21 protein-coding genes, 1 tRNA gene and 4 pseudogenes are annotated in these 25,532 nt (G+C 60.1%); 13 read left to right on the top strand and 13 right to left on the bottom strand.

Features of this window, described 5'->3' with window-relative positions; all coding sequences use genetic code 11:
* Positions 1 to 103: 103 nt before the first annotated feature.
* Both J7573_RS03695 and J7573_RS03690 read left to right on the top strand, forming a co-directional pair.
* Positions 104 to 1,339, top strand: coding sequence for an MFS transporter (locus J7573_RS03695; protein ID WP_294325780.1), 1,236 nt, complete (start codon positions 104 to 106; stop codon positions 1,337 to 1,339).
* Positions 1,340 to 1,373: 34 nt separating this feature from the next.
* Positions 1,374 to 2,147: a helix-turn-helix transcriptional regulator gene (locus J7573_RS03690; RefSeq protein WP_103448286.1), complete on the top strand. Its 774-nt coding sequence runs from the start codon at positions 1,374 to 1,376 to the stop codon at positions 2,145 to 2,147.
* Between the two features lie 14 nt (positions 2,148 to 2,161).
* Here the strand turns inward: J7573_RS03690 and J7573_RS03685 are convergent, their stop codons facing one another.
* Entirely contained in the window at positions 2,162 to 6,496 is a 4,335-nt protein-coding gene (locus tag J7573_RS03685; protein ID WP_294325776.1) for an NEL-type E3 ubiquitin ligase domain-containing protein, read from the bottom strand.
* Between the two features lie 392 nt (positions 6,497 to 6,888).
* On the opposite strand from J7573_RS03685, the gene J7573_RS03680 reads away from it, so the two are divergent.
* A complete protein-coding gene (locus tag J7573_RS03680) occupies positions 6,889 to 7,074 on the top strand; it encodes a hypothetical protein (RefSeq protein WP_294325773.1) in 186 nt (61 codons plus the stop codon).
* A 48-nt stretch (positions 7,075 to 7,122) separates the two neighbouring features.
* Here the strand turns inward: J7573_RS03680 and J7573_RS03675 are convergent, their stop codons facing one another.
* Together J7573_RS03675 and J7573_RS03670 are read right to left on the bottom strand one after the other, a co-directional pair.
* Positions 7,123 to 7,512, bottom strand: a complete 390-nt coding sequence (locus J7573_RS03675; protein ID WP_159409780.1) for an NUDIX domain-containing protein — start codon at positions 7,510 to 7,512, stop codon at positions 7,123 to 7,125.
* Positions 7,513 to 7,620: 108 nt separating this feature from the next.
* The gene (locus J7573_RS03670; RefSeq protein WP_294325769.1) at positions 7,621 to 8,775 is read right to left on the bottom strand and encodes an MFS transporter; all 1,155 of its coding nucleotides are present in this window, start codon (positions 8,773 to 8,775) and stop codon (positions 7,621 to 7,623) included.
* A gap of 282 nt (positions 8,776 to 9,057) precedes the next feature.
* On the opposite strand from J7573_RS03670, the gene J7573_RS03665 reads away from it, so the two are divergent.
* The gene (locus J7573_RS03665) at positions 9,058 to 10,275 is read left to right on the top strand and encodes an amidohydrolase family protein (RefSeq protein WP_294325767.1); all 1,218 of its coding nucleotides are present in this window, start codon (positions 9,058 to 9,060) and stop codon (positions 10,273 to 10,275) included.
* A 151-nt stretch (positions 10,276 to 10,426) separates the two neighbouring features.
* On the opposite strand, the gene J7573_RS03660 is transcribed toward J7573_RS03665, so the two are convergent.
* Positions 10,427 to 11,305, bottom strand: coding sequence for a LysR substrate-binding domain-containing protein (locus J7573_RS03660; RefSeq protein ID WP_294325766.1), 879 nt, complete (start codon positions 11,303 to 11,305; stop codon positions 10,427 to 10,429).
* 143 nt (positions 11,306 to 11,448) lie between these two features.
* Between J7573_RS03660 and J7573_RS03655 the strand changes: the two genes are divergently transcribed.
* The gene (locus J7573_RS03655) at positions 11,449 to 11,628 is read left to right on the top strand and encodes a hypothetical protein (RefSeq protein WP_103448047.1); all 180 of its coding nucleotides are present in this window, start codon (positions 11,449 to 11,451) and stop codon (positions 11,626 to 11,628) included.
* Positions 11,629 to 11,760: 132 nt separating this feature from the next.
* Positions 11,761 to 12,015 (top strand): hypothetical protein, encoded by a 255-nt coding sequence (locus J7573_RS03650; RefSeq protein WP_294325762.1) that lies wholly within the window; start codon positions 11,761 to 11,763, stop codon positions 12,013 to 12,015.
* 38 nt (positions 12,016 to 12,053) lie between these two features.
* Here J7573_RS03650 and J7573_RS03645 read toward each other — a convergent pair whose 3' ends face one another.
* The 3 genes from J7573_RS03645 to J7573_RS03635 all read right to left on the bottom strand — a co-directional run bounded on the left by J7573_RS03645 (position 12,054) and on the right by J7573_RS03635 (position 14,758).
* Positions 12,054 to 12,563, bottom strand: coding sequence for a hypothetical protein (locus J7573_RS03645; protein ID WP_294325761.1), 510 nt, complete (start codon positions 12,561 to 12,563; stop codon positions 12,054 to 12,056).
* A gap of 169 nt (positions 12,564 to 12,732) precedes the next feature.
* A complete protein-coding gene (gene ctlX, locus J7573_RS03640) occupies positions 12,733 to 13,626 on the bottom strand; it encodes a citrulline utilization hydrolase CtlX (RefSeq protein ID WP_294325759.1) in 894 nt (297 codons plus the stop codon).
* A 79-nt stretch (positions 13,627 to 13,705) separates the two neighbouring features.
* Positions 13,706 to 14,758, bottom strand: a complete 1,053-nt coding sequence (locus J7573_RS03635) for an ornithine cyclodeaminase (protein ID WP_294325757.1) — start codon at positions 14,756 to 14,758, stop codon at positions 13,706 to 13,708.
* Between the two features lie 182 nt (positions 14,759 to 14,940).
* Here J7573_RS03635 and J7573_RS03630 point away from each other — a divergent pair, with 182 nt between their 5' ends.
* The gene (locus tag J7573_RS03630) at positions 14,941 to 15,363 is read left to right on the top strand and encodes an Lrp/AsnC family transcriptional regulator (protein WP_200137194.1); all 423 of its coding nucleotides are present in this window, start codon (positions 14,941 to 14,943) and stop codon (positions 15,361 to 15,363) included.
* A 377-nt stretch (positions 15,364 to 15,740) separates the two neighbouring features.
* The gene (locus tag J7573_RS03625; protein WP_294325750.1) at positions 15,741 to 17,156 is read left to right on the top strand and encodes an amino acid permease; all 1,416 of its coding nucleotides are present in this window, start codon (positions 15,741 to 15,743) and stop codon (positions 17,154 to 17,156) included.
* Between the two features lie 175 nt (positions 17,157 to 17,331).
* Here J7573_RS03625 and J7573_RS03620 read toward each other — a convergent pair whose 3' ends face one another.
* Positions 17,332 to 17,961: a LysE family translocator gene (locus tag J7573_RS03620; RefSeq protein ID WP_294325749.1), complete on the bottom strand. Its 630-nt coding sequence runs from the start codon at positions 17,959 to 17,961 to the stop codon at positions 17,332 to 17,334.
* A 437-nt stretch (positions 17,962 to 18,398) separates the two neighbouring features.
* Here J7573_RS03620 and J7573_RS03615 point away from each other — a divergent pair, with 437 nt between their 5' ends.
* Positions 18,399 to 18,554 carry a hypothetical protein gene (locus J7573_RS03615; RefSeq protein WP_294325747.1) on the top strand — a complete coding sequence of 52 codons (156 nt, stop codon included), beginning with the start codon at positions 18,399 to 18,401 and terminating at the stop codon, positions 18,552 to 18,554.
* Positions 18,555 to 18,940: 386 nt separating this feature from the next.
* On the opposite strand, the pseudogene J7573_RS03610 reads toward J7573_RS03615, so the two are convergent.
* The 3 genes and pseudogenes from J7573_RS03610 to J7573_RS03600 form a co-directional block, all read right to left on the bottom strand.
* A pseudogene (locus J7573_RS03610) lies at positions 18,941 to 19,363 on the bottom strand (DUF2514 domain-containing protein); the annotation flags it as partial.
* Positions 19,364 to 19,421: 58 nt separating this feature from the next.
* On the bottom strand, positions 19,422 to 20,480 hold the full coding sequence (locus J7573_RS03605) for an acyltransferase (RefSeq protein ID WP_294325745.1): 1,059 nt from the start codon (positions 20,478 to 20,480) through the stop codon (positions 19,422 to 19,424).
* Positions 20,481 to 20,985: 505 nt separating this feature from the next.
* Positions 20,986 to 21,135: pseudogene (locus tag J7573_RS03600) on the bottom strand (structural protein P5); the annotation flags it as partial.
* 95 nt (positions 21,136 to 21,230) lie between these two features.
* Here J7573_RS03600 and J7573_RS03595 point away from each other — a divergent pair.
* Positions 21,231 to 21,967, top strand: a pseudogene (locus tag J7573_RS03595) (IS5 family transposase).
* Here the strand turns inward: J7573_RS03595 and J7573_RS03590 are convergent.
* Together J7573_RS03590 and J7573_RS03585 are read right to left on the bottom strand one after the other, a co-directional pair.
* A pseudogene (locus J7573_RS03590) lies at positions 21,955 to 22,317 on the bottom strand (DNA adenine methylase); the annotation flags it as partial. The pseudogenes J7573_RS03595 and J7573_RS03590 overlap by 13 nt on opposite strands.
* A gap of 284 nt (positions 22,318 to 22,601) precedes the next feature.
* Positions 22,602 to 22,689 (bottom strand) — tRNA-Ser (locus J7573_RS03585).
* 132 nt (positions 22,690 to 22,821) lie between these two features.
* On the opposite strand from J7573_RS03585, the gene J7573_RS03580 reads away from it, so the two are divergent.
* From J7573_RS03580 to tusD, 3 genes are all read left to right on the top strand, one after another.
* Positions 22,822 to 23,493 (top strand): Bax inhibitor-1/YccA family protein, encoded by a 672-nt coding sequence (locus tag J7573_RS03580; RefSeq protein WP_294325743.1) that lies wholly within the window; start codon positions 22,822 to 22,824, stop codon positions 23,491 to 23,493.
* A gap of 179 nt (positions 23,494 to 23,672) precedes the next feature.
* Positions 23,673 to 25,052, top strand: coding sequence for a uracil-xanthine permease family protein (locus tag J7573_RS03575; protein WP_294325741.1), 1,380 nt, complete (start codon positions 23,673 to 23,675; stop codon positions 25,050 to 25,052).
* 87 nt (positions 25,053 to 25,139) lie between these two features.
* Entirely contained in the window at positions 25,140 to 25,532 is a 393-nt protein-coding gene (tusD, locus tag J7573_RS03570; RefSeq protein WP_294325738.1) for a sulfurtransferase complex subunit TusD, read from the top strand.

The raw sequence follows: 25,532 nt of genomic DNA, 5'->3' as shown, positions 1-25,532 counted from the left end.
GAATCGCGACAGTGAGTGCCTGTTCGGCGTGAGACAGGCATTGCCCGGCTGGATAACCTCCGTCGGGCAATGCCTTGCCACCACTCGAAAAAGAGCCTCGCCCATGACGACTCCTGCCGCTTCCTTGGCCCCAGCCGCCACAGCCGCCGACCAACCCCAGGGCTTTTTGGTCCGCATCGTCGGTGCCGCCGCCTTCGCCCACTTGCTCAACGACCTGATCCAGGCCGTGCTGCCGTCGATCTACCCGATGCTCAAGAGCGACTTCTCGCTGAGTTTCGCCCAGATCGGCTGGATCGCCCTGATCTACCAGGTCACCGCCTCGCTGCTGCAGCCCTGGGTCGGCATGTACACCGACAAGCGCCCCATGCCTTACCTGCTGCCCACCGGCATGCTGTTCACCCTGGTCGGCATCGCCCTGCTCGCCTTCGCCAACAGCTACGAGATGCTGCTGTTCGCCGCTGCCGTGGTGGGTATCGGTTCGGCGACCTTCCACCCCGAAGCTTCTCGGGTCGCGCGCATGGCCTCCGGCGGGCGCTTCGGCACCGCGCAGTCGACCTTCCAGGTCGGCGGCAACACCGGCTCGGCGATCGGCCCGCTGCTGACCGCCGCCATCGTCATTCCCCATGGCCAGCCCGCCATCGCCTGGTTCATGCTGGCGGCAGGCCTGGCCATCTTCGTGTTGCTGCGCGTCACCGGCTGGACCATCCGCCACGGCCAGACCCAGCTCAAGGGCCTGGCCGGGCAACAGGCGCCCGGGCTTTCGAAAGGTGCCATGTGGCGCGCCGTGGGCGTGATTGCCGTGCTGATGTTCGCCAAGTTCGTCTACATCGCGTCGTTCACCAACTACTTCACCTTCTACCTGATCGAGCACTTCGGCCTGAGCGTGCAGCAAAGCCAACTGTACCTGTTCGTGTTCCTCGCCGCCGTGGCCCTGGGCACCTTTGCCGGCGGGCCGGTCGGTGACCGTATCGGGCGCAAGGCGGTGATCTGGATCTCGTTCCTCGGCGTGGCCCCGTTCGCTCTCGCCCTGCCGTACGCCAACCTGGCCTGGACTGCGGTGCTGGCGGTGGCCATCGGCCTGGTGATGTCGTCGGCCTTCGCCGCACTGGTGGTGTACACCCAGGAAGCCGTGCCTGGCCGCGTCGGCATGGTGTCGGGGGTGATGTTCGGCCTGATGTTCGGCATCAGCGGAATAGGTGCTGCGGGCCTTGGCGAGCTGGCCGACCTGCATGGCATCGAGTGGGTGTACCAGGTGATCTCGTTCCTGCCGCTGCTGGGCCTGGCCACCGCACTGCTGCCGGCAACCCGTTCGAAGGCGAGGCCTACCCGCTGCTGCTAAGATGGCCGCGCCTGTTGGACTGGACGAGAGCATCATGGTCAAACCCCAGCACGAACTGCTGATGGAGGTCGATGATTGGACCTGGGAGGTGGGTAGCCGGGCAACCGACTACCCATCGGACTGGCACATCGCCCCCCACTCGCATGCCAAGCACCAGCTGATCTACGCCATCAAAGGCCTGATGCTGGTCGAGTCCGAGGCCGAGCGCTGGACCGTGCCACCCAGCCGCGGCATCTGGATGCCTTGCGGGCAGGTGCATGCCATTCGCTGCGTCGGTGACGTGAAGATGCGCAGCGTGTTCGTGCGCCCCGATGCGGCGTGCGGGCTGCCGCTGGAAAGCAAGGCCATCAGCATCTCGCCGCTGCTCAGTGAACTGATCAAGGCCTCGGTAGACTTTGCCGGGCCATTTGTCGAGGACTCGCGAGAGGCGCGGATCATGCGCCTGATCCTCGACGAAATCTGCGTGCTGCCGACCCTGCCGCTGAAACTGCTGCACCCCAGCGACAAACGCCTGCGAGCCATCTGCTCGGCCCTGCACGAGCGGCCCCACGACACCTCGACAGTGGCCGACTGGGGCGCCCACCTGGGCATCGACGAGAAGACCATCCAGCGCCTGTTCCGCAAGGAAACCGGCATGACCTTCGGCCAGTGGCGCCAGCAGGCGCGGCTGATGCAGGCATTGGAGCGCATCGCCCTGGGCGAGCGCATCATCGATGTGGCGGGCACGCTGGGCTATGATAGCCCGAGCGCCTTTGCCAGCATGTTCAAGCGCCAGTTCGGCATCACGCCGAGCCAGTTCTTCAAATAGCTCCCAGCAGCCATTCAGCTCGGGTGCCGATCATAGGCCTTCCGGGTCAGCTGCAGCACCAGCGCCCGCTCCGCCAGCATCCGCTCGTCCTGCACGACCTCGACGGCAGCGCGATAGTCCTGGTCGCTCATGTGCTGGCGCTGCTCGTACAAGGCATCCAGGCGCGCATGAAACGGCTCGTCCATGTTCTCGAACCATTCGGCATGCAACCTGCGCAGGTAGCCTTGCCAGAAATCCCGCTCTGCCAGCGATCGGCTGAGCGCATCACGCGTCTCCGCGCGCCAGACTTCATGCTCGGCAACCTCAAGGTCGGTGCTGTGCACGCCACTGACCGTCGCATAGTTCATCTGCGAAGGTTGCCCGGGTAACGCCAGGCTATTGGCCAGGCCAACCCGATAAGCCAGGTGCACCTCGACATCATCCACCGGCAGGTAAGGATCACCTTCTCGCATCTGCTGGATATGCCGCGATGCAATGAGGTCGACCTGGTCCAGGCGGAACAGCTCGCGCCCCAGACGCAACAGCGGGCGCATCGCGTACTCACCTTCCAGCCCTGCCGTACGCTGCGCAGCCAGCGTCCTCACTTCCAGGGCGCTGAAGATCAGCAACATCTGATCGGCGCAGCTGCGCGGCCCGGCCGCTTGCTGAAACACGGCCTCGCGGACTTCGCTGTTCAGTTCGCAGGCTTCCATCACCGCCCATGCCCTGCGACACATTTCCCGCGGCTGGCGGGTGAAGTCACGCGAGCGGGAAAAGTCCGCAAAGAAACGGAACAGGTCCTGCGCCCCGCCCTCGGCCGCCAGCCGGTCCCATTGCGCCAGGCGCCGGGGCTGCTCTGCCCGGTCCACTCCCTCGAGCCAGCGCAGGCGTTCATCTTCCAGGCCGTGCTCATGCCCGCGCACCGGCAGCAGGTCGCTTTCCACGTCTTCCAGCAAGGCCCGGATTCGCCGGACAGCTTGCCCCGACAACGGGTTGTCGTGCAGGTACACCCGTCGCGGATCATGGCGCAGCAGTTCGAGCGCAGCATCCGACACTTCGCTGATGTGGTTTTCCCGTAGGTCGATAAACGTCACCGAGGGTGATGCCAGCAGTGCTTGCGGCAACTCGCGCAAACCCGTTGCGCGCAGATGCACGTTGCGCAAGCGCCACAACGCACTGACCTCTGGCGCCCGGCTAAGCAGGTTGCCGTTCAGGCCAAGCGTGTGCAGGCGCTGCAGGGTGTTGACTCGCCTGGCATCGCCGAGCGTCAGCAAGATGTGGTTATGCCCCAGCTGCAGCTCCCTGAGTTCAGGCAATCGCTCAAGGCCATTGGGCAAGGCGCTCAACACGTTGTCTTGCAAATCAAGGTGCTGCACGCCAGTAAAGCGCTGCAGGAAGCTGTCTTCGATGCGCAGCAGGCTCATGTGATTCAAGCTCAAGTGCGTGACGTGACTGAAATCGACTCGTTCCGGAAGCCTGGGCAGCGCGCCCACCCGCCAGCCGTTGATGTGCAGTTGATAACCACCATGCTGGTCGCGGCCCCTGCGTTGCCAGGCTTGGCGAATCCGTCGCGCGACCCAGCTACGCCGCAGGGCCTGAGTGCGGCTGCCAGATTCACGCCGCCAAGTGTCCAGGGCGTTCTGCAAATGGCGGAATTCATCCTGCAGCGAGAAGAATCGATTCCAGGGCGTCATACCGTGTCGGCTCGACGAGGCGAGAAATTCCTCGACCTGGGTGTCGCTGAAGCTGGGGAACAAGCGCATCAACGCATAGCGCAGGGATGCCGCACTGCTTTCGCCGCGCCCGCTCAACGGGTAGCCCAAACGCCCATCCAGTAAGCGCCTGGGCAGACGCACACGGCTACCCGGTGGTGCCATGCCAAGCAACCCGGCCAGCGCTTCGCGTTGGTCACAAGCGCGCTGTACCAGCGCTGGCTTGAGTGCCTCGGCGCTGGCACCGGCCTCACCAAGCGCCTGCCGCTGCGCTGCGTCAAGCTGCAACCACAAGGCTTGCATCAAGCTGTCGTCAGGCCTGGCATTGGCCAGGGGTTGCCCCGAGCTGCCCCGGGCCTGGTAGCCCGCCGCGCCCTTGACAATCACTCGCACCTCGCTGGCTGCTTGCCCGCCGATCTGCGCAAGCGCGGTCGCCGAGTGTTCCTCACGCAAGTCCAGGCGCATCGAGTCGGGCCATTGCAACCATTGGCCGAGTAATCCGAACGCCAGCTTCTCGGTGTCGGCGTTGATTGCCGCAGCCTGCCCCAGCCCGGCACAGGCACGGTCCAGCCGGCTTTCACGGACCGACCACCAGGCCTGCTCGGCCAACGGCAACGGCACACGCTGCTCGCCGATCAGACGCTCGACCAACAGTTCGTCCGCCTGATCGACAATCTGCTGCGCGCTGCGTACCGTCAGCCCAGGGAAATCACGACGTAACAGCTGTGCCGCAGGCCCTGGTTGCACTTGCCGATCGGCGACATGCTGCTCGAACGCGTCCCCACGCAGACGTGGGTAGCGCTCATGCAACTGGTGGCGTTGCACGGCATCGAGCAGGCGTGCCGGGGCGCTTTCCTCGTTCAGGTGCAGCAGGCGCAGGTGGTCAGCACTCATGCCTGTGGTCTGCATCACCTCATGCGCGGTCTGCTCGTCGACATCGGCCAGTGTGCTACTCAGGCGCTGCACCAGTTCCCCCCCTTGCCAGGTGTGCGGCTGCTCGAACTCGTGCCGCCAGCGACCGGCGTCCAGGCGCCGCAACGTTGGCGAGTAGGCATCATCATGCTGGGGGTGAAGAAGGTGCAGTGATTCGTCAGCCGGGTCACCCGCCACCTGATAGACCGCCTGATGGGTCCCCAGGCGTGCCTGGCCGTCAACCGTCGCATGCTGGCCAACGGCCGTTTCGCTCTCCGCCAACGCGTAAGCCCCCAGATCGGGATCGAGCAATTTGCGCTGGCCCTTGGTCGTGACCACGGGGGCCAGCCCATCGACGAATGCAGAACGCTTCAACAGCCGCGCCGCCACTGTACCTGCACCTGCGGTGACTACCGTCTGCGTGACATTGACCGCCACGCTCAGCAGATGCTCCAACGCACCCTGGCGATCACCCAACGTCCAATCGTTGTAACCTTCATAGAGGTCATCCACCACTTGCAAGGCGGCGATGCTGAGAATGGCGACACCGAGCCCCGGCACGAAAAAGCTCGCCAGCCCCAGCAAGTCGAGACCCGCACCCAAGTAGAAATGCAAGCGCTGGGCACGCTCGGCTTCATCGAGGGCCTCGGTCGACACAGCGAGCACCTTGGCATCATCGAACAGCACATCCAGCTGGCGCTTGCGCAGATGCCGGTACAACGGTTCGCCGATCGCCTGCGGCCGGCCATCCAGCACGGCCGCTGCCTGCCCATCACTCGCCGGCACGGCACTGGCAAGGGCACGGGAAAATGGCACGCGGTCACGTTCGCTGATGAAGCGTTGAAAGAACGCGCGGTAACCCGGCAAGCGCATGCGCCTGCCCAGCATGTCGAACAACGCCGCCCAGGAAGCGTGCCAGCTCACAGCCCCCTGCGGGTCTTCGGGAATCCAGCACAGTACGCCAGATGGCACCGCTGGCGACTGGCTTTTGCCATTCACCTCGAAGACCACCACGCCGTTGACACGCTTGCCCAACAGACGCAGGCCCATGGGCTGCACGCCATCGGCCGCGCCCTCGTCGGTCCTGATGGCCGGAAGGCATTGCAGGAAAATCTGCTCGTCGATCTCGCCGCGCAACGCCGCCAGGCGTACTGCAGCCTCAAGTGCATAGCGCTGGCCCCGTTCCAGCAACTCCGCGATGGCCGCGCCGGCTTCGCCCTGCGGAGTCAGCTGACGTTTGAGGTAGGCCAGGTACTGGCCTCCCACATCCAGCGTGCGGCAGAGTTCGGCAAAAGCCCGGGCCTTCAGCGGCAAGGGCTGCCCCTGCTCGTCCAGCACTTGTGTGCCTTCGGCCAACCCTAGTGGCAAGGTCTCGACGTGGCTGAAATTGTGCAAAGCCGCAGCCAGCAGGCTGTTACGAAAATGGTAGACACGCACGGTACCTGCTATTTCCGCTCGGTCTGCGGGAAAACGTTGCAGCCAGCGCAAATCGAACGTGGCCTGGCGGACACTCACCGACCGTTTCAGGCGTTCGGCCAGTGCCGGTGCCAGCAACCCTTCGGCAAAGTTATCCAGGGGCGTCAACCCGCGGAACAAGGGCAGCAACTGGTGCTGGACATCTTGCTGCAATTGCAGGCAGCGATTGAGCTCGTGCAAACGCGAGACAGGCGCCTGGCTCAACCAGCCCGGCAGGCGGCTGGCGATAAACGCGTCGATGGAGTGTTCAGCGATAGGGGTATTTGCCATGGTTGACCTCTGCAATACGCAAAGCTCAGATCACAGCGCAGCGGCCAAGCCGCCTTGAGGTAGTTACTGCTTGATGCCGATCGCCTCCCGAACGGGCGACAATTGCTACATAACGTTTCGGCTAGAGCCAGAACGCCGGGGTTGCTTTAGCCATGCATTTGAAACAGCAGCTGTGGCGCAATCCTCAGCAAATTCAGGCATCCGGCGGGTATTTGATGTACATGAGTTGAAACAGCTTACAAGCATATTTGTAGGAAGCTTCCCCTCTGCCATGTAAGGAGAATCGTGATTACGGCATTTTCCTGTATGAAACCTCAGTTTCCGCAGGATTTTATGACTGCTACGGTCCATTTTTCCTACAACGGCACGGATGCCAATGGCACGAGAGAAACATGGATCAATACAATAAATCTGGCCTGGCCTTGCAGAAGAATTTACTCAACCTGCGCCGAGAGCGGGATCGCTTGAAAGCCGAGGGCAAGCACCAGGAAGCCGCACGGCTGGGACGGGATATTTCGCGGATAGAAGCCGTGGTGGCTGCACTGCCTGAGGCGGCCAAACCTCTGACACTGCAGTAAAAAAGCAAACGCCCCATCAGCGCGGGGCGTTGTTGCACGTGCGTCAGCTCAAGCACAGCGCTTGAGAATGGTCTTGATCGGGCGCCTCACCCGGCGCTTCGATACCGCCTTCGGCTTGATCCAGCGGCAGGCCTCGATCTCGTTGCAGGGGCGCGGCTTGGACGCGCTCTTTCGGGCCTCGAACAGGTAGTGGATGACCTTGTCTTCCCTGAACTCGGCGATGTAGCGCAATTCGTCGAAGGCCAGGCCGGTCTCTTCGACCATCTCGCGATGCGCCGCCTGCAACGGCGTTTCATCGTGTTCCACCGTACCGCCAGGCAGGTTCCATTTGGCGTTGCGCTTGCGTACGAACAGCACCTCGCCATCCTTGCGGTAGATCACCGTGGCGCGAAGCTTGATGCCCTTGCGTCTGGCTGTAGCCGTGTCCATTGCCTTCATGCGCGCGCGATCCCGTTCGGTTGATCGGTCAGGAGCCGTGCAAGGCTCCTGTCCCGACTGTAGGGGGGTAATGTGTCGATTGAATGACCATTACCGACGCGTGATGGTTCAGATGGCTGCCTTGCTGCGCATCGCCCGGGTCCCCGCCCCCAGGCAGGTTACCGCGAAGGCAACCAGCAACGCCGCAGTGCCCAGCAGGAAGATCAGTTGCTGGTTGGAGCCCTCCACCAGCAGGGCGATCAGCGCCGGGGTCACCGCCGCAGCGCCCATCAAGGTGATGCTGACCAACGGCGTGAGCTTGCCGGTGGGGTCATTGGTGGTAATCAGCGCCATGTAGTACGACAGCGACAGCACCCAGCCAAAGTTGATCAGCAGCAGCGCGACGAACAGCTGCATCGGCGTACGGGTGTGGCCGGTGAGCATGGCAATGGAGATGAACACCGCGACCAGCCCCACGGCGATCATCAGCTGACGGTTGACCCGCGCCCCCAGCAGGCTTGGTAGCCCTGCCCCTGGCAGGCCGCCGATGGCCGACAGCCCGAACGCCCAGCCGATATCGACAGCGTCGATGCCCTGGTCACGCGCCAACTGATCGATAAAGCCCCACACGCAATAGATGGCGATCTGCATGAACAGCATGCCCACCAGCGCCGTGCGCCCGGTGCGCGCCGAACCACCCTGGGCGGGCGAGCCTTCTCCGCTTGCCAGCGATACTGCCGGGCGACGCGGCAGCACCAGGCTGGCGCCACAGATCAGCAAGTACCACAGGCCGAACGCGCACAAGGCGGTTACCGTCCCGCTCTGCGCGGCAAGCATCGGCAAGGCCGCGGAAAACAGCGAGTACTCAGGCGTCTGCAGCAGCAGCATCAACCCGAACGAACGGTCCTGGTTGGGCAGGCGACCCAGCGTCGACACCGCATAGGCATACACCAGCCCGGCGCAGGTGCCGGCCGCCAGGCGCACGACCAGCAACACCGTGTTGGTGCTGGCGAAGGCAGTGGCGACGCTCAGGGCCACGCACAGCGCGCCAACCACCAGGCACAAGCTGCGCCCACCGTGGCGCTTCATCAGGATCGGGCACAGCAAGGTGCCCAGGGTCATGCCGATCATCTCGACCGACACCACCCAGCCCTGCTGGTCGAGCGACAGGCTCAGTTGCTCGGTGACCAAACCCATGAAAATGGGTTGCACGCCACAGACGATGAATGAAGTACAGGCAATGAAAATCAAGGCGGCACGCAGCAGCTTGGAATCATTGATCATGGGAGGACTCCGACACGGCATTTGTTTTTATTGTGGGTGTTGAGCAGCCCTGAAAGCGCCGTATCAGGCGGCCGGGCCGGTCACGCGGTCAATCCTGGGCCGAGTTCGAAGGCTTTGAAAGTTAATTATCGGAATCGACTTCAGTGGACTTTTTAATGCAGGCCAACGGCACTTGCCTGCATCAAGAAATGCACTGCGGTGGATCCTGATAATTAATTTGTGGGGGGCCTGGATCATCCCTACCGTATGGCGGTACTCAAGCCTCGGAAAAAAGGCCCCATCATGAACGACCGTGAGTTCATCAATGCCATCGACGCCGATGGCCAACCCCTGAATATCGCCGTGCGCGACGGCCGCATCAGCCACATCGGCCCACAGCGGGCCAGCACCGCCGCCGGTGAGACCATCGACCTCGAAGGCCTGCTGGTGCTGCCCGGCTTCGTCGATGGCCACATCCACCTGGACAAGAGCTTCGTCGGCGACCGCTGGCGCCCGCACCAGCCCGTTGCCAGCCTGCGCGAACGCCTGGCCGTGGAGAAGCGCGAACTCGCCAGCGCCCCGCCGATCGTCGAGCGCGCCGACGCGCTGATGCGCCAGGCCGCCTCGTTCGGCACCCTGGCCATGCGCTGCCATGTCGACGTCGACGCCAGCACCGGCCTGACCAACCTGCGCGCCATCCTCGAAGCCCGCGACAAGTGGAAGGACCTGATCGACATCGAGCTGGTGGCTTTCCCGCAAGCCGGTGTAGTGACCTGCCCTGGCACTGCCGAAGTGCTGGAAGCCGCCGTGCGCGAAGGCGTTCAGGTGGTTGGCGGCATCGACCCGACCACCTTGGACGGCGACGCCGAAGCCCAGCTTGATATCGTGTTCGGCATTGCCGACCGGCACGGTGTGAAGGTCGATATCCACCTGCACGAACCGGGCGACATCTGCATTGCCCAGCTCGAGCGCATTTCCGCCCGTACCCAGGCACTGGGCATGCAGGGCCTGGTGGCGGTCAGCCACGCCTACGGCCTGGGTGATGTCAGTGACGCCGTGGTTGACCGCACTGCCGAGATGCTGGCTGCTGCTGGCGTGTCGATCATGACCAACGCCCCCGGCGAACACGCCTTCCCGCCCGTACTGCGCCTGCGCGCGGGTGGCGTGCGGGTATTCACCGGCAACGACAATATCCAGGACGCCTGGTGGCCCTACGGCAACGGCGACATGTTGCAACGGGCGATGCTGGTCAGCTACCGCTCCGGGTTCAATACCGACGAGGAACTGCGGGTCGCGCTGGAGATGGCGACCGTGGCCAGTGCCGGGGTGATGGGCAAGCAGGACTACGGGTTGAAGGTGGGTAATGAAGCCAGCTTCATCTTGTTCAAGGCGCCGAATGCGGCGGCAGCCGTGGCTGCCGCCATCCATGAACGGGTGATCGTGCGCCACGGCGCGTTCTGGGGCGGGCCTGCGCAGTTGCAACTGAAGGCTGCGCAGTTCACCACTGAACTGCGTCGCTAATCGTCGTTGACGCGGTCCCTTGTAGGAGCGGCCTTGTGTCGCGAAAGGGCTGCGCAGCAGCCCCGGCTACTCTTGCATCTGCGCTGAAATCCCGGGGCTGCTGCGCAGCCCTTTCGCGACACAAGGCCGCTCCTACAACCAGGCATGGACCCTATTCAGCCTCCGCCCGCAGGATGCCGATCAGAATCTCGGCCAGTTCCTTGACCATCGGGTCCGCCGTAGGCCGATGGAAGATCGCCGCCTCGAACACCCGAATCGGCTTGAACCCCTCCTCCGCCCCCAGCACCCGATGCCCATCCGTTACCACCCGCGACGGCAGCAGGCTGACACCCAATCCATTGGCCACCGCCGCCTGAATACCCGCCAGGCTCGAACTGGTAAAACCGATGCGCCAACTGCGGCCCATGGCCTCGACCGCGCTGATCATGTCATCGCGGTACAGACCACGCGGCGGAAAGGTCACCAGCGGGATCGGGTCCTGGGCGAAGCTGGGATACTGCGCGCTGTCGATCCAATCGATGCGCTCCGGCTGGCAAGCATTGGCCTCGCGGCTGTGACGCCGCTGCTTGACCAGCACCAGGTCCAGCTCACCACGGTCATAGGTGCTCATCAGGTCACGGCTCAGGCCACCGGTGATTTCCAGCTTGACCGTCGGGTTGAGCCGGTTGAAGGCTGCCAGGGCCTGCATCGTCTTGCCTGCGACAAAATCGTCCGGCAGGCCGATGCGCACGGTGACCGAAACCCCGCCCGACATCGCTTCGCTCAGCTGGTTGCTCACTGAAAGCAGATGCCGTGCGTAACGCAGCAGGGTTTCCCCGGCGTCGGTGGGATGCACCTCGCGGTTGCTGCGGTCGAGCAGCTGGTGGCCGACCATTTCCTCCAGCCGGCGCACTTTCTGGCTGACCGTGGACTGGGTGGAATGCAGGCGTGCGGCGGCGGTGGTGAAGCTGCCACAGTCGGCCACCATGACCACGGCGCGGAGCATGTCCAGGTCGTAGATGGCGCGGTTGGGTTTGGTGCTGTCGGTCATTGGCAGAGGTCGGTTTTCGAGTGGGGCTGGGAGCATGATGCCTGAAGCTGGGCCACGGGGAAGCGCTTATTGGTGCACGTTGTCACGGGGCAAGCCCAGTGAAGTAGACTGAGGCCTTTCTTTGCCCCTCCCCGGAAGACCTGATGAACAAACTGATCCTACCTGTGGCCATCTTCGTGTGCGTGATCATCGCGGGGAAACTGGCCGAGCATTTTGGCCTTGAGGGTAGCTGGAAAGTCGGTTTGCTCTGCGTCGTGGCCGCCTGCGTGCAGATCGCAGTCAACCGTATCCAGCGCTCGCAGCGGCAGAAAGCTCAACGTTGAACCGCCGCCAGCGGCGCAAACGGTTGCCTGACAGCACTGACACGACGCGCCACTGAATCGTCTCGATGAGTCATATTGATGCCTTAACACCTCAGGCTAATACTAAGGTTAATGCCTGGGGAGGCGCGAATCATGCAAACACGATTTGTTATTGTTCCAGCTGTACCCATCGAAAAAGAATCCTTTCAATCAGGATCCCGCTTCTACGCCACAACCCATTCAGGTGGCTTCGACATTTACGACAATCAAGAAAAACTGCGCTTGAAGCCGAGCTACTCGACCCGATCGCTGGCAGAAGCGGCGCGCGTGAAGCTGAACGATGAATGCCGAAATCCAGACGAGCTTTTCCCCTTCTTGCGAGTGGAATGCCCGGCCATGGAGCCGTGAAAGCAATCAGCCCGCTTCGGCGGGCTTTCGACTAGTGCTTACTGGATGTGCTTGAGTTTCTCGAGCATGGCGGCGCTGCCTTTGAGGTAACCGGTGACCTCGCCATCTTCTCGCTTGAACTTGATGCCCATCACTTTGTTCTCCAGCTTTACCAGCTCGACCGACGCCCGGATGACTTCATGCGGATGAGTGACCTGCGCGGGCGCTTTGCCCTTCTGGACGGTTACCTCGCTGACTGTCTGCTCGAAGACATTACGTTCAGCGTCATACGACCATGACGACTGTTGCACGATTTTTTGCATCGAGTCTTTTTCGCTGAGGATCAGGAAGTCGGTGGCTGAACCGTCTGCCTTGAGTAGCAACAGTGCCAGCGCCTGGGAAGTGCCGTCATCGGCGTTGGAGTACCAGACGCCGTACAGGTCACTTTTCAGGTATTTGGGCGTTGTGATTGCCGTTTCGCTGGGCGGCTTTGCGGTGCCCGTTGTGGAGCAGGCAGAGAGCATCAGCGGGGCCAGCAGTGCCATTACTACGGTGAGGTACTTTCTCATTTCAATCCTGGTGGCTACTCAGCATCCGAAAAACGGTTTGCTTGAGCGTGTCAGGAAACCAGATTTTTCTCGTTATTGCAGCTTGCTCACGACGTGCGATCCGATCAGCGGTGAACAGGCTTCAGGGCTTCGAAAAATCCCCACCTCAAAGGGTGGGGATGTTATCGAACTACTGACGAGGTGAGAGGTGAATCCCGGCGATCATGCATCGCACCGAGCCCCCTGCCATCTCGATAGTTGGTACATCCAATGGCACGAGCCTGGCGGAGCGCTCGATGCGCTGTTTCTGCTCCTGCGTCAGGCTGTCGAACGCCCGGCGAGAGAGGGCCAGGACCCGGCCATCACGCCCGGACAGCTCGATGGCATTGCCAGCAAATTCGCCGATCTGCTGATTGGTCAGGTCAATGACATCCCGCCCCGACTCCTTCAGCCGCATGCGCACCTCTTGTGCCCGAGCCTGGTTGGTGAAGGTGCCAAAACCAACAAGGGCAAACTCGGTGGCCACGCACATCAGGACGTTGGTGTGATAGATCGGCGCGCCCTTCTCGTCTGCCGTGTCGAACACCATCGGCTCGAAGTTGAAGTGCGTGCTGAACCGCTCCAGAGCAATCGGGTCAGCCCGGTTGGAACGGGCGACGTAGGCCACGCGAGACATGTGGTCGAACACCATCGCGCCGGTGCCCTCCAGGAACAGTTCATCTTGCTCGAGGCCAGAGTAATCGATGACGTCCTGAACTCTGTATTGCTGCTTGAGCATTTCAATCACGTCGGCACGACGCTCACGCCGACGGTTGAGCGAGTACATCGAGTAGATGGCGACGTGGCCACCAGGGTGGGTGGAGAACCAGTTGTTCGGGAAGACGGAGTCTGGCGTGTTGTGCTCGCCGAAGTCTTCGAACAGATGCACACGAACACCCTCGGCCTCCAGCCTTTCGGCAGCTTGGGTAACCTCATCCCGAGCCACCTCGGCAAGCGTTTGCGCCGCGATGTCGGGGTTTGAGCTTTGGAAAGCGTTATCCGCAGCGGTTTCCGGGTTAGGGGTGAAGGCGTGGGGCTTGACCATGACCACGGCCGCAGGGGCTTGAATCGAACGCGTAGGGAATGCCATTCAGGTATACCGATGTTGGATGCGGGTCTTGGCGTCAGGCAACGCGTCGGATGCCTTTCTTGGCAGAACGGCCACGGGTATGGCTGAACAGATCTTTTGGATCGTCCTCAACCCACGGCACAAGGTCGATCTTGCTGCCAACCCCGCGCTTCTGGGCCTGTTCCAGGACATAGCGCAGCACCGAGTAGTCCTCCAGGGCGAAACCTACCGAGTCAAAGACGGTAACTTGCTCATCACTCTGACGCCCTTCCTGCTCACCGGTCAGCACCCGCCACAAGTCAACGACAGGCGAGTCGGCTTCGAGCTGCTGGATGTCACCTTCGACACGGGTTTGTGGCTCGTACTCCACGAACACCCGAGCGTTACGCAGCACATCAGCGTGCAGTTCGGTCTTGCCAGGGCAGTCGCCGCCCACGGCATTCAGGTGCATGCCTGGTTCAAGCATTTCCGGGGTGATGATGGTGGCGTAAGCCTTGTCGGCAGTGACAGTGGTCACGACATCGGCACCACGAACCGCCTCGGCAACGCTCTGGGCACGCGTGATTTTCAGGTCGGTGTATTCCTGCAGGTTGCGGATCAGCTTGGCGGTTGCCAGGGGATCGACGTCATAGGCCATGATCTCCTGGATGCCCAAATGCTTGTGGAATGCCAGTGCCTGAAACTCGCTTTGAGCGCCGTTGCCGATGAGCGCCATCTTCCGAGAATTCGGACGGGCCAACGCTTTGGCGGCCATCAGCGAGGTCGCAGCGGTCCGCAGCGCAGTGGCGATAGTCAGCTCGGACAGCAGCACCGGGTAACCGGTGTCGACGTCCGCCAATACACCGAAGGCCATCACCGTGTGGAGGTCCTTGAAGGTATTGGAGGGGTGCCCATTCACGTACTTGAACGCGTACTGGCGGGCGTCTGCCACAGGCATCAACTCGATCACCCCAACATCGGAGTGGCTCGCCACTCGCGCTGACTTGTCAAACTCAGGCCAGCGTTTGAAGTCATCGCGTATTACATCCGAAAGTTCACCCAGAAAATCAACTACACCGATATCACTCACGAGATCGGACATAGTAGGCACGTCGATGAAATGCGTCATTATTATGCACCTTGCAAGTGCGTCCGCCCTCATGACATGAGAAAGGGACGCTTATTGTAAATTGTTCTGCCTGCAAAATTCTGATGAAGAAATGAAGCAATTTGAAGCCTACAGGTTGCCAGATTCAACAGCTTTCTAGACAATCTGCTCACTCAAAACAACAATATGGTAGGACGAGGCAAATGGACAACACCGATCGCGAGCTGATCGCGCTTCTGCGAGACAATGCACGTACGCCTGTGATGACCTTGGCCAAGAAGCTGAAGGTTGCTCGTGCCACGGTTCAAAACCGCATCGCCAAGCTTGAGGAGCAAGGCATCATCATGGGCTATACGATCCGCCTGCAGTCCGATGCCATAGAGCGGGGGGTGCGGGCGATCACCAGCATCAGCATCAGTGGGCACCACGCTGCCGAGGTAAAGCACGCGCTGCGGGGGCATCCGAACGTCGTGGCGATCCACACCACCAACGGTCGATGGGACCTCATGGCAGAGCTCAGAGCAGACACCCTGGAAGCTTTCGACAAGGCCCTCAACACCATCCGCTCCATTCAGCACATCGAAAATACCGAGACCAGCATCCTGCTATCGACCTTCAAGATGTAGCCTGGACGGCTCAACATTTCGCCCTGCCAGTGCCGTTTGGCACATTGCTACAGACACTATTCACTTTGCCAAACCCCTCCCGCAGGGATATCAGTTTGTAGCGTTCCGATTGGCAACTATGGCTGGCAGAATGGCCACTCCAGCCCATCAGGATGCATGCGTGCAGAGGGGCAACACTTAGCGTGGTGAGATTCTCGACAACTTTATAACCCTGATGAAGGCGCTCGACTGGAATTCGCCTTTATCGTCTGCATCTGTACCACTCTACATTCGACTTTGTGAGTGGGCTTAACATTTAGAACCCCGAGTCAAGACTTCACCTTCTGTTTGAGGGCGGGGAGCGGCTTTCTTCATAAAAAAAGAATAAGAGGTCAACTATGCATCAAGCGTGCAACTTGCAAGAAGCGAAGCGTGGCGACGGCCAAGCGTTGAAGCGCCGGCTCGAGAATCGCCACATTCAGCTTATTGCTATCAGTGGTGCTATCGGGACAGGCCTGTTCATGGGGTCTGGAAAAATGATCGCCTTGTCCGGTTCTTCAATTCTTCTCGTCTACGCCATCATCGGCTTCTTCGTTTTCTGCATCATGCGAGCCATGGGCGAAATGCTCCTCGCCAACCTGGAAATGGGCTCGTTTGCAGAGCTCGTCCACCACCACCTGGGCCCTCGGGCTGGCTTTATCCTCGCCTGGTCCTACTGGCTAAGCTGGGTCGTTGTTGCCGTCGGCGATGTCGTAGTTGTCGCAGGCTTCCTTCAATTCTGGTTCCCTGACCTGCCTACCTGGATACCCGCCTTCGGCACGATGTTCCTGCTGGTGGCGCTCAACATGCTGGCGGTCAAGGCATTTGGTGAAGTGGAGTTCTGGTTCGGGCTGATCAAGATTCTCGCCATCGTTGCCTTGGTGCTCACAGGGCTGTACATGGTGGCCACCTCCTACACCTCTCCGGACGGGATCACGGCTTCCTTCAGCCACCTGGTCGAGCCGGGTGTAATGATGCCCCACGGTGTGCTGGGCTTCCTGGCCGGATTCCAGATTGCCATCTTCTCGTTCGTGGGCACCGAGCTCATCGGCACCGCTGCAGCCGAAGCCCACAACCCTGAAAGGACACTGCCCAAAGCGATCAACACCATCCCGCTGCGCATCCTGCTGTTCTACGTGGCTGCGCTCGCTTGCATCATCAGCGTCATTTCCTGGGCCCACGTCCCGGCAAACCGAAGCCCCTTCGTTGAGCTGTTCCTGCTCGGTGGCCTGCCTGCAGCGGCTGGCATGATCAACTTCGTCGTGATGACGTCCGCTGCCTCGTCCGCCAACAGCGGCATCTACTCCGGCTCGCGCATGCTGTTCGGCTTGTCTCACAACAAGCAAGCGCCTCACGCATTCGGCATCTTGTCGCGGGCCGGTACGCCCATTCGTGCCCTGATGTTTTCTGGCCTGTGCATGACCATCGCCCTGACGCTGTTGTTTGTCATCCCGGATGTCATGGGCATCTTCACCTTGGTCTCGACCATCTCGGCGGTCATGGTGGTTGTGACCTGGTCGTTGATCCTGCTCTCGTACCTGGCCTACCGACGTACTTCTCCAGAGGCCCACCAGCGCTCGACCTTCAAGCTTCCTGGTGGCAGGTTCAGCGCTGTGCTCTCCCTGGTGTTCCTCATGTTCGTGTTGTGCTTGCTGGCATTGGAAGCTGATACACGAACAGCGCTGTACGTGATGCCGTTCTGGTACATCGGCCTGTTGCTGGCCTATCGCCGAAGCGTAAAGGCTTCCGCCAAGGTGGCTGTGACGGTTTCGTGAGATAGCACGCTTGGGCAATAGCGCGCCGTTGCAGGAGGTCATCGCTACGCGCATTGGAAACAACCAGCGCGGCCCTGCGCTTGTGGGTGACGGCAGCTCACCCACTTGCCACCAGATCTCAGGGAAGAACGCCCGCTATGGTTTGAGGCCGATATTGGCCTTGAACAAGCGAACGCTATCGAGCAGACGAGGCCGCGATTTTCAGCCCGAATGCGATGAAGATACCCCCAGTGACCCTATCCAGCGCTTTCACCGTTGACGGCTGACTCAGCAGATTTTTCAGCGGCATCGTGGCCGCGATCAGCAGGCCGAACCAGACGACGGTCAGGAGCACGTGAATGGACGCCAGGAAAAACGAGTACGTCGACAGTGCAACACCGGCCGGGATGAATTGGGGTAGAAAGGTCACGTAAAAGATACCGACCTTGGGGTTCAGGAGATTGGTCAGAAGACCACGAGCAAAAGCGCTCCAGCCTGAAGCTGTGATACCGCCCTCGACTTTGCTCTGGAAGGACTGACGAGGCTTGAGCAGGAGCCTGCCCCCAACCCACAGGAGGTATGCGGCACCGGCCGACTTCAGCACGGTATAGGCAACCTCGGAACGCTGCAGCAGCACACCCAGCCCCAGCGAGACGGCGCCGCCCCAGGCCAGGCATCCGAGCGCGATACCCACGGCTGCCAGGAGTGCCGTACGACGCCCATCTACCGCCGCAGCCCGGAGTACCATGGCGGTATCGACACCCGGCGTTACAGCAAGAACCGAGGCAGCGGCGATGAAGGCAAGGAGCAGCGGTAGGTCGATCATCACAGTCATTCCCAAGTGTGTTCCCACGGGAGGTTTTTCCTATGCCCCAGAAACGCAAAAAACCCTGAATAATCAGGGCTTTGAATATGGCGGAAGCGTAGAGATTCGAACTCTAGGATAGTTGCCCATCGACGGTTTTCAAGACCGTGCCATAACCCCTTGTGCGGCGCGCATTGTAGGGCAGAATCGATTCCAAAACAAAGACGAAACAGCACGACTACAGGCCGCATACTGCAAGAGTGTCGGTTTCGGTTTTGGAGTCGAAAATTCAGGCTTCGGGAGCTACTTCAAGTGCATTCGCCAGAGCTCAACTCCTCATCGGACGGCCAAGCTGAAAGTTTTTCCGATCCGGAGTAAAGATTTCTGGGAAACGTGTCGATTAGCAGTTTGAGCACGAGCTGAACGAACGGCGTTCAGTGCTCAGCAATGGAGTTTTCATGAAGTACATCCTTGTCATCTTAGCCTTGACGGTCCTCTGGTATATCATCTTGCTCTCGGTTCCTCGTAACAAGCGCGGCATCACGAATGCTATCTGTTCCATCATCTTTGGCTGTTCGATGATCGGCATGGTCGTTCACGGCTCCGGCAACTAGGTCCATTTCATTTGAGCCAGCCAGGCTGGGGCCAGTACCCAGCCTTCCAGTACCGCAGCAGTAGTGTGGAAAATCGACCTCAGGCCGCGCCGTTAGCGGCCTGTGCGTCGAGCCTGTCTAATATGCATTGGCAAGTTTGGGCGTTTTTCGCACAGTAAAACCGAGAAGCTGTAGCGCGGTTTTAGACAGCCACCCCTCCTCCGGCGTTCTGCCGACACGAAACCACACCCAAAGGCCCAGGCCAACATCACGAAACTGGTTGAGATCAATTAGGAGAGCCGCCGAGTCCCTGCGCGCCAACGGCCCCCACGTCCGCCTGGAGCAGATAGGCAACCGATTACGCTGCAACCACAGGATAGACATCACCCACTGGTTTACCGACTGATCTAGGCTGACGGAATCAGGGCATCGTGCTCACGCTCGCACTGTTGGCCAGCAATCCTGGCGCGGTCATAAACTTGCCCCAGGTCTCGATTCGTTTCGACAGACCGGCTTAGCAGGTCGGGGAGCGCCATGGCGGCGCGGCTGGCTGTTTCGCCTCTGGCGACAGCGGCGGTATCCATGCCGGGGCAACTGACGGCGGCAGCGAGCTGGGTGGCGTCACTGCGCGGTCACTGGCCAACAGCATTGGCGTCAGCAGCGCCAGCATCAGCAGTCGTTCGCTCTTCCTGGCCATGGACTCTCGCTTCCTCCTGCGCCGTGGCGCGTCGTTTTTCCTGCCGAGCGCCGCGCTCGCCGATCACCTCGGCCAGACGGTCTCCGCTATCACGCTTTGCAGAGACCCGACCAGCCTCTGCCCGCTCCACTGTGTTTCTCCAGGCAAAAAAAAAGCCCGCACAGGGCGGGCCTCACAAAGGTGTTTTAACGCTAGCTAATAGTTACACGCTGCAATTTTTGAGGAAGCACTATTCTGGTCACAAAATGCGAAAACTTTATACCCATAACGTCAATCCACTTAAATGCCCGAGCAAACACAACACAAGCACATACAATTACACTGTTCACAACCACCCAAACCGGCAACGAATCATCTGACACCTGATGCAACCAAACCCCGAGGGAGTGAATAACAACCCCATGCAAGATATACAACGGGAAAGAAATCGCACCAAAAAACTGGCTAACGGAGTTATCCAGAAACTCCTGGATACCCTCATTGAAAACAGCAGACCACACAATCACGACGGACAACAAAACAACAAGCACTACATATTCAACTTGCGGAATGAAAGCGAGCAATAATGCAGAACCCAAAAAGGCAAGCCCGGAATAGTTAAAATTGACACGACCATCACCAATCAGCGTTCTAGATTCAGCCAAAACTATTCCAGCGACAAATGCCGCGTAAATTGGCTGAACAGCTAGCAGCGCCAGGAAAACCGCAGTGTATCCGTAGAACCTCCAGCTTCTTCGAGACAGCATGAAAACAAAACACAATGTCAAAAATGAACCTACAAGTTCATAGGGCATAGTCCAAAGCTGAGGTATAGGCCTCACTGCCGCAGTCTGATCGAACGAAAATGCTCCAATGAATGCAAAGTGCGCAACCACAGAAATATCCCCTGCTGCTTCTCTACGAGCTGGGGTAATTACCAAACCAGAAGCAACAAAGAGGTAGACGACTGCGCACCCAAGCGCGACTGGAACAACTAGACGGAAATACCTACCAACAGCAATGCGAGCTAAAACTCCAAAATCATTCCTCCGAAGATAGCCAATCGACAATGCATATCCAGAGATAATGAAAAAAGCAAATACCGCTGAGTTGCCGCGAAAAGGCAGCAGCCTACCAAGGAAGTCCGACGAGATAGAGCCACTAGGAAAATTCTGTACGAAAACATGATACATGACGACAAACAGCGCAGCCCACCCTCGAATACCATCGAGGCTTGAAACTCGCTGAGCGCTTTTACTAATCCCCTGCATAACCATTTCCTGGTGAATCAACCGCCTTTAAACTAGAACCCTTAAGCCGCAGGAGGCCAATTAATGGCCAGCAACATGCTCAACAGTTCCTCCTCAGTAGGGACAGTGCGCCCATCCTTTACATCATTTACCAACTCATACCCAAGCCTGCCCCTCAGCGCGGAAGACCTCGTTTGTGCTCGAGGCATACGTACAAGAGAAATGATACTGTCATAACCTCGTGTTGTTGCCTCGGCATCCATAACAAATTGAACAAATGCGCTCAGCTGCCCACGCGCTTCATCCAACGATTCCCTAGGTTGCAACGAGGTAGCGGGCGAGAAGCCTCCGCTAACATGAGACCATCCGCACGGACCCCGACATCATCCGGATGTCTGCACCCGGTTGAGATCGGGATGAAACATCTCGGTGATGTTCTCATCCGTCTCGAAAAGCTCTACGACCATACCACCTTCAATCTGTGCATACATCATCAAGCGCACTCCTCAATGATCACGAAGGCCCCGCCAGCATAGGACTGGGTGTCGTTCTCGTTGCTCGGCGCCCAGCGGTTGATGGTCTCCAGCACAGTGTCGATGCCCTTACCGCCTACGCCTGTCATGCCGTCTCAGCCTCGGTAGTTGATGAGCAGCTTGCTCAGGGCTCGGATGCCGTTCTAGGCTCTGAACGAAATCCCGAGAAACCCAATCACCGCCCCTCGAACGCTGAGATTTTGTAAAGCCCCCCGCCATCGACGGAGAGGAATTCTGTATGGCAAAGCGTTACGAACTCTCGGACGAGGCCTGGGACGTGGTCTCTGATCTCTCCATCGAAAACCATAGTCGGGGGCAGCCCCGACTAAGCGACCGGTTGATGCTCGATGGCGTGCTCTGGGTGCTCTGCCAGGGTGACGCATGGCGAGATATGCCTGATCGCTTTGGCCCGCAGTCAACGGCCTATCAACGGTTTCGGGGTTGGCGAAACCACGGGACATTCGATCAAATGCTCAAACGCTTGCACCTGCGACTGAATGAGCCTGACGAACCTCCCGATCACGCTCTAGGCCGCAGTCGCGGCGGCCTTACAACCAAAAACCATATGCTCTGCGACGCCAACGGGACACCGTTGCGCTTCCTTCTCTCTGGCGGTCAAGCCAGTGACATCAGCTACGCCCAGACTTGCTGGACGACGTCAGCATTCCCTCAAGCCAACGTGGCCGCCCGCGTAAACGCTGTAAATGGTTGCTTGCTGACAAGGGCTACGACACCGAAGCGCTACGCCGCTACTGCGATCAACATCGAATGCAGCCTGTCATCCCGCTGCGCTCAATGAAGCGCAAAGCCAAACCTGGCTTACCCAGACTGTTTGATCGGCCCAAGTACCGGCAGTGCAACATCTTTGAGCGCATGCTTGGCCGGCTGAATGAGAAGCGCAGGAACGCTAGCCGCTTCGACAAGCTTGCGAAAAGCTACGCCGCTATGGCCTCGCCAGCTTGCTCCATGCCATAGCCAGTAGTCTGCCAGTAAGGGGGCATGAAGAAGAAGGTGTGGTCGATCGTAGCGCTCGGCACAGGCGAGCCAGGACAAATTTTCGACATAGGTGCCGACGAGGCGTTGCCATGCCGCGGACAGATTCTCCTCAAAGCGCAGCAGATTGATAGCCGGCTCAGTGGTGGCGGTGCCGAACGTCTGCCAGGTGACCTCGCCGCCGAATGCGTGCTACTGCAGGTAGAGGAACCGGTCAGCTCGCTGAATGTTGGTCGGGTTTCTGCCACTCGAAAATCTGCCGGTAGCTGAGGCCCATTTGAACTGGCGCATAACGCCTCAAGGTGGCTTTGCAGAACGCGGTAGTGGGTGACTGGGCACCGCTGAGACAAACCGTCCTATCCGCCGAACCAAGGAGCATCTCTTCCAATGCCCAGCATCCAAAGCACAGTTAAAACCTAAGACTTCGCTGCCTGTCGCTTAAAGGGTCGAAATCCAGCTATGAGTGCATGGTTTTCGGTTGGCAAACACCTGACTGAAGCGAGACAGCTTCCGCTTGACAGATTAGCAGGTGCGATGAGTCGCTCTGCTAAAGGATGGGCTGAGATATTGGATGCATAAAAAAACCCTGAATTATCAGGGTCTTAATCAGAATTAGTGGCGGAAGCGTAGAGATTCGAACTCTAGGATAGTTGCCCATCGACGGTTTTCAAGACCGTTGCCTTAAACCACTCGGCCACGCTTCCAGCTCGTTTTGCGGCCGCCATAATACCGTAATGAAACACGCTGTCAAACTCTCTGTGTCGCGGGTTGTGGAGCCTCTGTTAGACTGCTTGCATCTGAACGTCCAAAACCATGGATCCATAAGGAGTGTCGCCATGCGCGAACAGGATTATGCCGTACACCACGGCCAGCAAGCCGAGCAGCAGGAGGTCAGCAAAGTCCTGCGCAACACGTACAGCCTGCTGGCACTCACCCTCGCCTTCAGCGGTGTCATGGCCTTCGTCGCCCAGCAGATGCGTGTCGGTTACCCGAACGTGTTTGTCGTGCTGATCGGCTTCTACGGTCTCTTCTTCCTGACCAACAAACTGCGTGATTCGGTCTGGGGCCTGGTGTCCACCTTCGCCCTCACCGGCTTCATGGGCTTTATCCTCGGCCCGATCCTCAACCGTCACCTGGGCATGGCCGGTGGCGCCGAAGTGGTCAGCTCGGCCTTCGCCATGACCGCGCTGGTGTTCGGTGGTCTGTCGGCCTATGTGCTGATCACCCGCAAGGACATGAGCTTCCTCAGCGGCTTCATCACCGCTGGCTTCTTTGTGCTGCTGGGTGCCGTGGTTGCGAGCTTCTTCTTCCAGATCAGCGGCCTGCAACTGGCAATCAGCGCTGGCTTCGTGCTGTTCTCGTCGGTCTGCATCCTGTTCCAGACCAGCGCGATCATTCATGGCGGTGAGCGCAACTACATCATGGCGACCATCAGCCTGTATGTATCGATCTACAACCTGTTCATCAGCCTGCTGCAGCTGTTCGGCATCATGGGCCGCGACGACTGATTGGGTTGGTTTTACAGAAGAGCCCGCTTAGGCGGGCTTTTTTGCGCCCATTCTTTGACTTAAAAGTCAGATAGTTATGCAAATGATCGCCGATCTTGTCGGTATCGTGCATTCCCCTACCGCAATCGCACGTCTGCCCGTAGAATGCGCTCCTTTTTTCTACCGGGGCAGCTTCACCGATGAGCTCACACGAACACAGCCCGGGCGCCACGGCGCCTGCCAACGAACTGGTACTTGGCCTTGAGGACAAGCCACGGCTGTTGATCGGCCTGCTGGCAGCGCTGCAGCATCTGCTGGCGATCATCGTGCCAATCGTCACCCCTGGCCTGCTGATCTGCCAGGCGTTGGGCGTTTCGGCTCGCGATACCAACCTCATCGTCTCCATGTCGCTGGTGATCTCCGGTATTGCCACCTTCGTCCAGTGCAAGCGTTTCGGCCCGTTCGGTGCCGGTTTGCTGATTGTGCAGGGCACCAGCTTCAACTTTGTCGGGCCGCTGATTGCCGGTGGCGCGCTGATGGTCAAGCAGGGCACGCCGGTCGAAAGCGTGATGGCGGCGATCTTCGGTGTGGTGATTGCGGGCTCGTTCGTCGAGATGGGCGTGTCGCGCATCCTGCCGTTCGTCAAACGCCTGATCACTCCGCTGGTAACCGGTATCGTCGTGCTGATGATCGGCCTGACCCTGATCAAGGTCGGCCTGATCAGCATGGGTGGCGGCTTCGGCGCCATGGCCAATGGCACCTTTGCCAACGGCGAAAACCTGCTGCTGTCGGGCGCTGTGCTGGCGGTGATCGTGATCCTAAACCGTATCCCGGTGGTGTGGATGCGCAGCTGCGCGATCGTCATTGCCCTGGCGGTCGGCTATGCCCTGGCCGGTTACCTCGGCCGCCTGGACTTCACCGGCATGCACGAAGCCGCGCTGTTCCAGGTGCCGACGCCGCTGCATTTCGGCCTGGGCTTCTCCTGGGCGCTGTTCATCCCGATGCTGGTGATCTACCTGGTGACTTCGCTGGAAGCGATTGGTGACGTTACCGCCACCAGCAAGGTCTCGCGCCAGCCGGTCGAAGGCCCGCTGTGGATGTCGCGCATCAAGGGCGGCGTGCTGGTCAACGGTGCCAACTCGCTGCTGGCCGGCCTGTTCAATACCTTCCCCAGCTCGGTCTTCGCCCAGAACAACGGCGTGATTCAGCTGACCGGTATTGCCAGCCGCCATATCGGTATCTGGATTGCCGTCATGCTGGTGCTGCTGGGCCTGTTCCCGAGCGTGGCCGGTGTGATTCAGGCGGTGCCTGAGCCGGTGCTGGGTGGCGCGGCCATGGTCATGTTCGGCGCGGTTGCCGCGTCGGGCATCAACATCCTGGCCAGTACTCGCCTGGACCGTCGCGCCCTGCTGATCATCGCCGTTTCGCTGGCGCTGGGCCTGGGCGTGGCACAGGTGCCGGAGTTCCTGGCGCACATGCCAGCGGCGATCCGCCATGTATTGGAATCGGGGGTGGCCACCGGTGGCATCTGCGCCCTGCTGCTGAACTGGTTCCTGCCGGAGAGCAAGGAAAACGCCTGATCCGCGCTTGCCCTGCCGACAAAGCCCGCGCCCACTTGCGCGGGCTTTTTGCTTTATCATGGCGGCATTCCTTTGCACGAGTTGCCCATGAAATTCGCAATCGCGGTTTTTTCCCCGGCCCATGCGCCCTCCTCGCGCCGCGCCTTGCGCTTCGCCGAGACGCTGCTGGCTGGCGGGCATGAGATTGCCCGGCTGTTCTTCTACCAGGACGGGGTGCACAGCGCCTCGGCCAACGTGGTCACGCCCCAGGATGAACAAGACATCGCCGCGCAGTGGCGGGCCTTCATCGACATCAACCGGCTCGACGCCGTGGTGTGCATCGCCGCCGCCCTGCGCCGTGGCGTGCTCGATGAAGCCGAAGCCAGCCGCTACCAGCGCCCGGCGGTGAACCTGCCCAAGCCGTGGGAGCTGTCTGGCCTCGGCCAACTGCATGAAGCTGCACAAACTGCCGACCGCCTGGTCTGCTTCGGAGGCGACTGA

It is taken from the genome of Pseudomonas sp., from assembly GCF_017744435.1.
Lineage (GTDB): Bacteria > Pseudomonadota > Gammaproteobacteria > Pseudomonadales > Pseudomonadaceae > Aquipseudomonas.
This window is presented reverse-complemented; position numbering and strand designations above follow the sequence as displayed.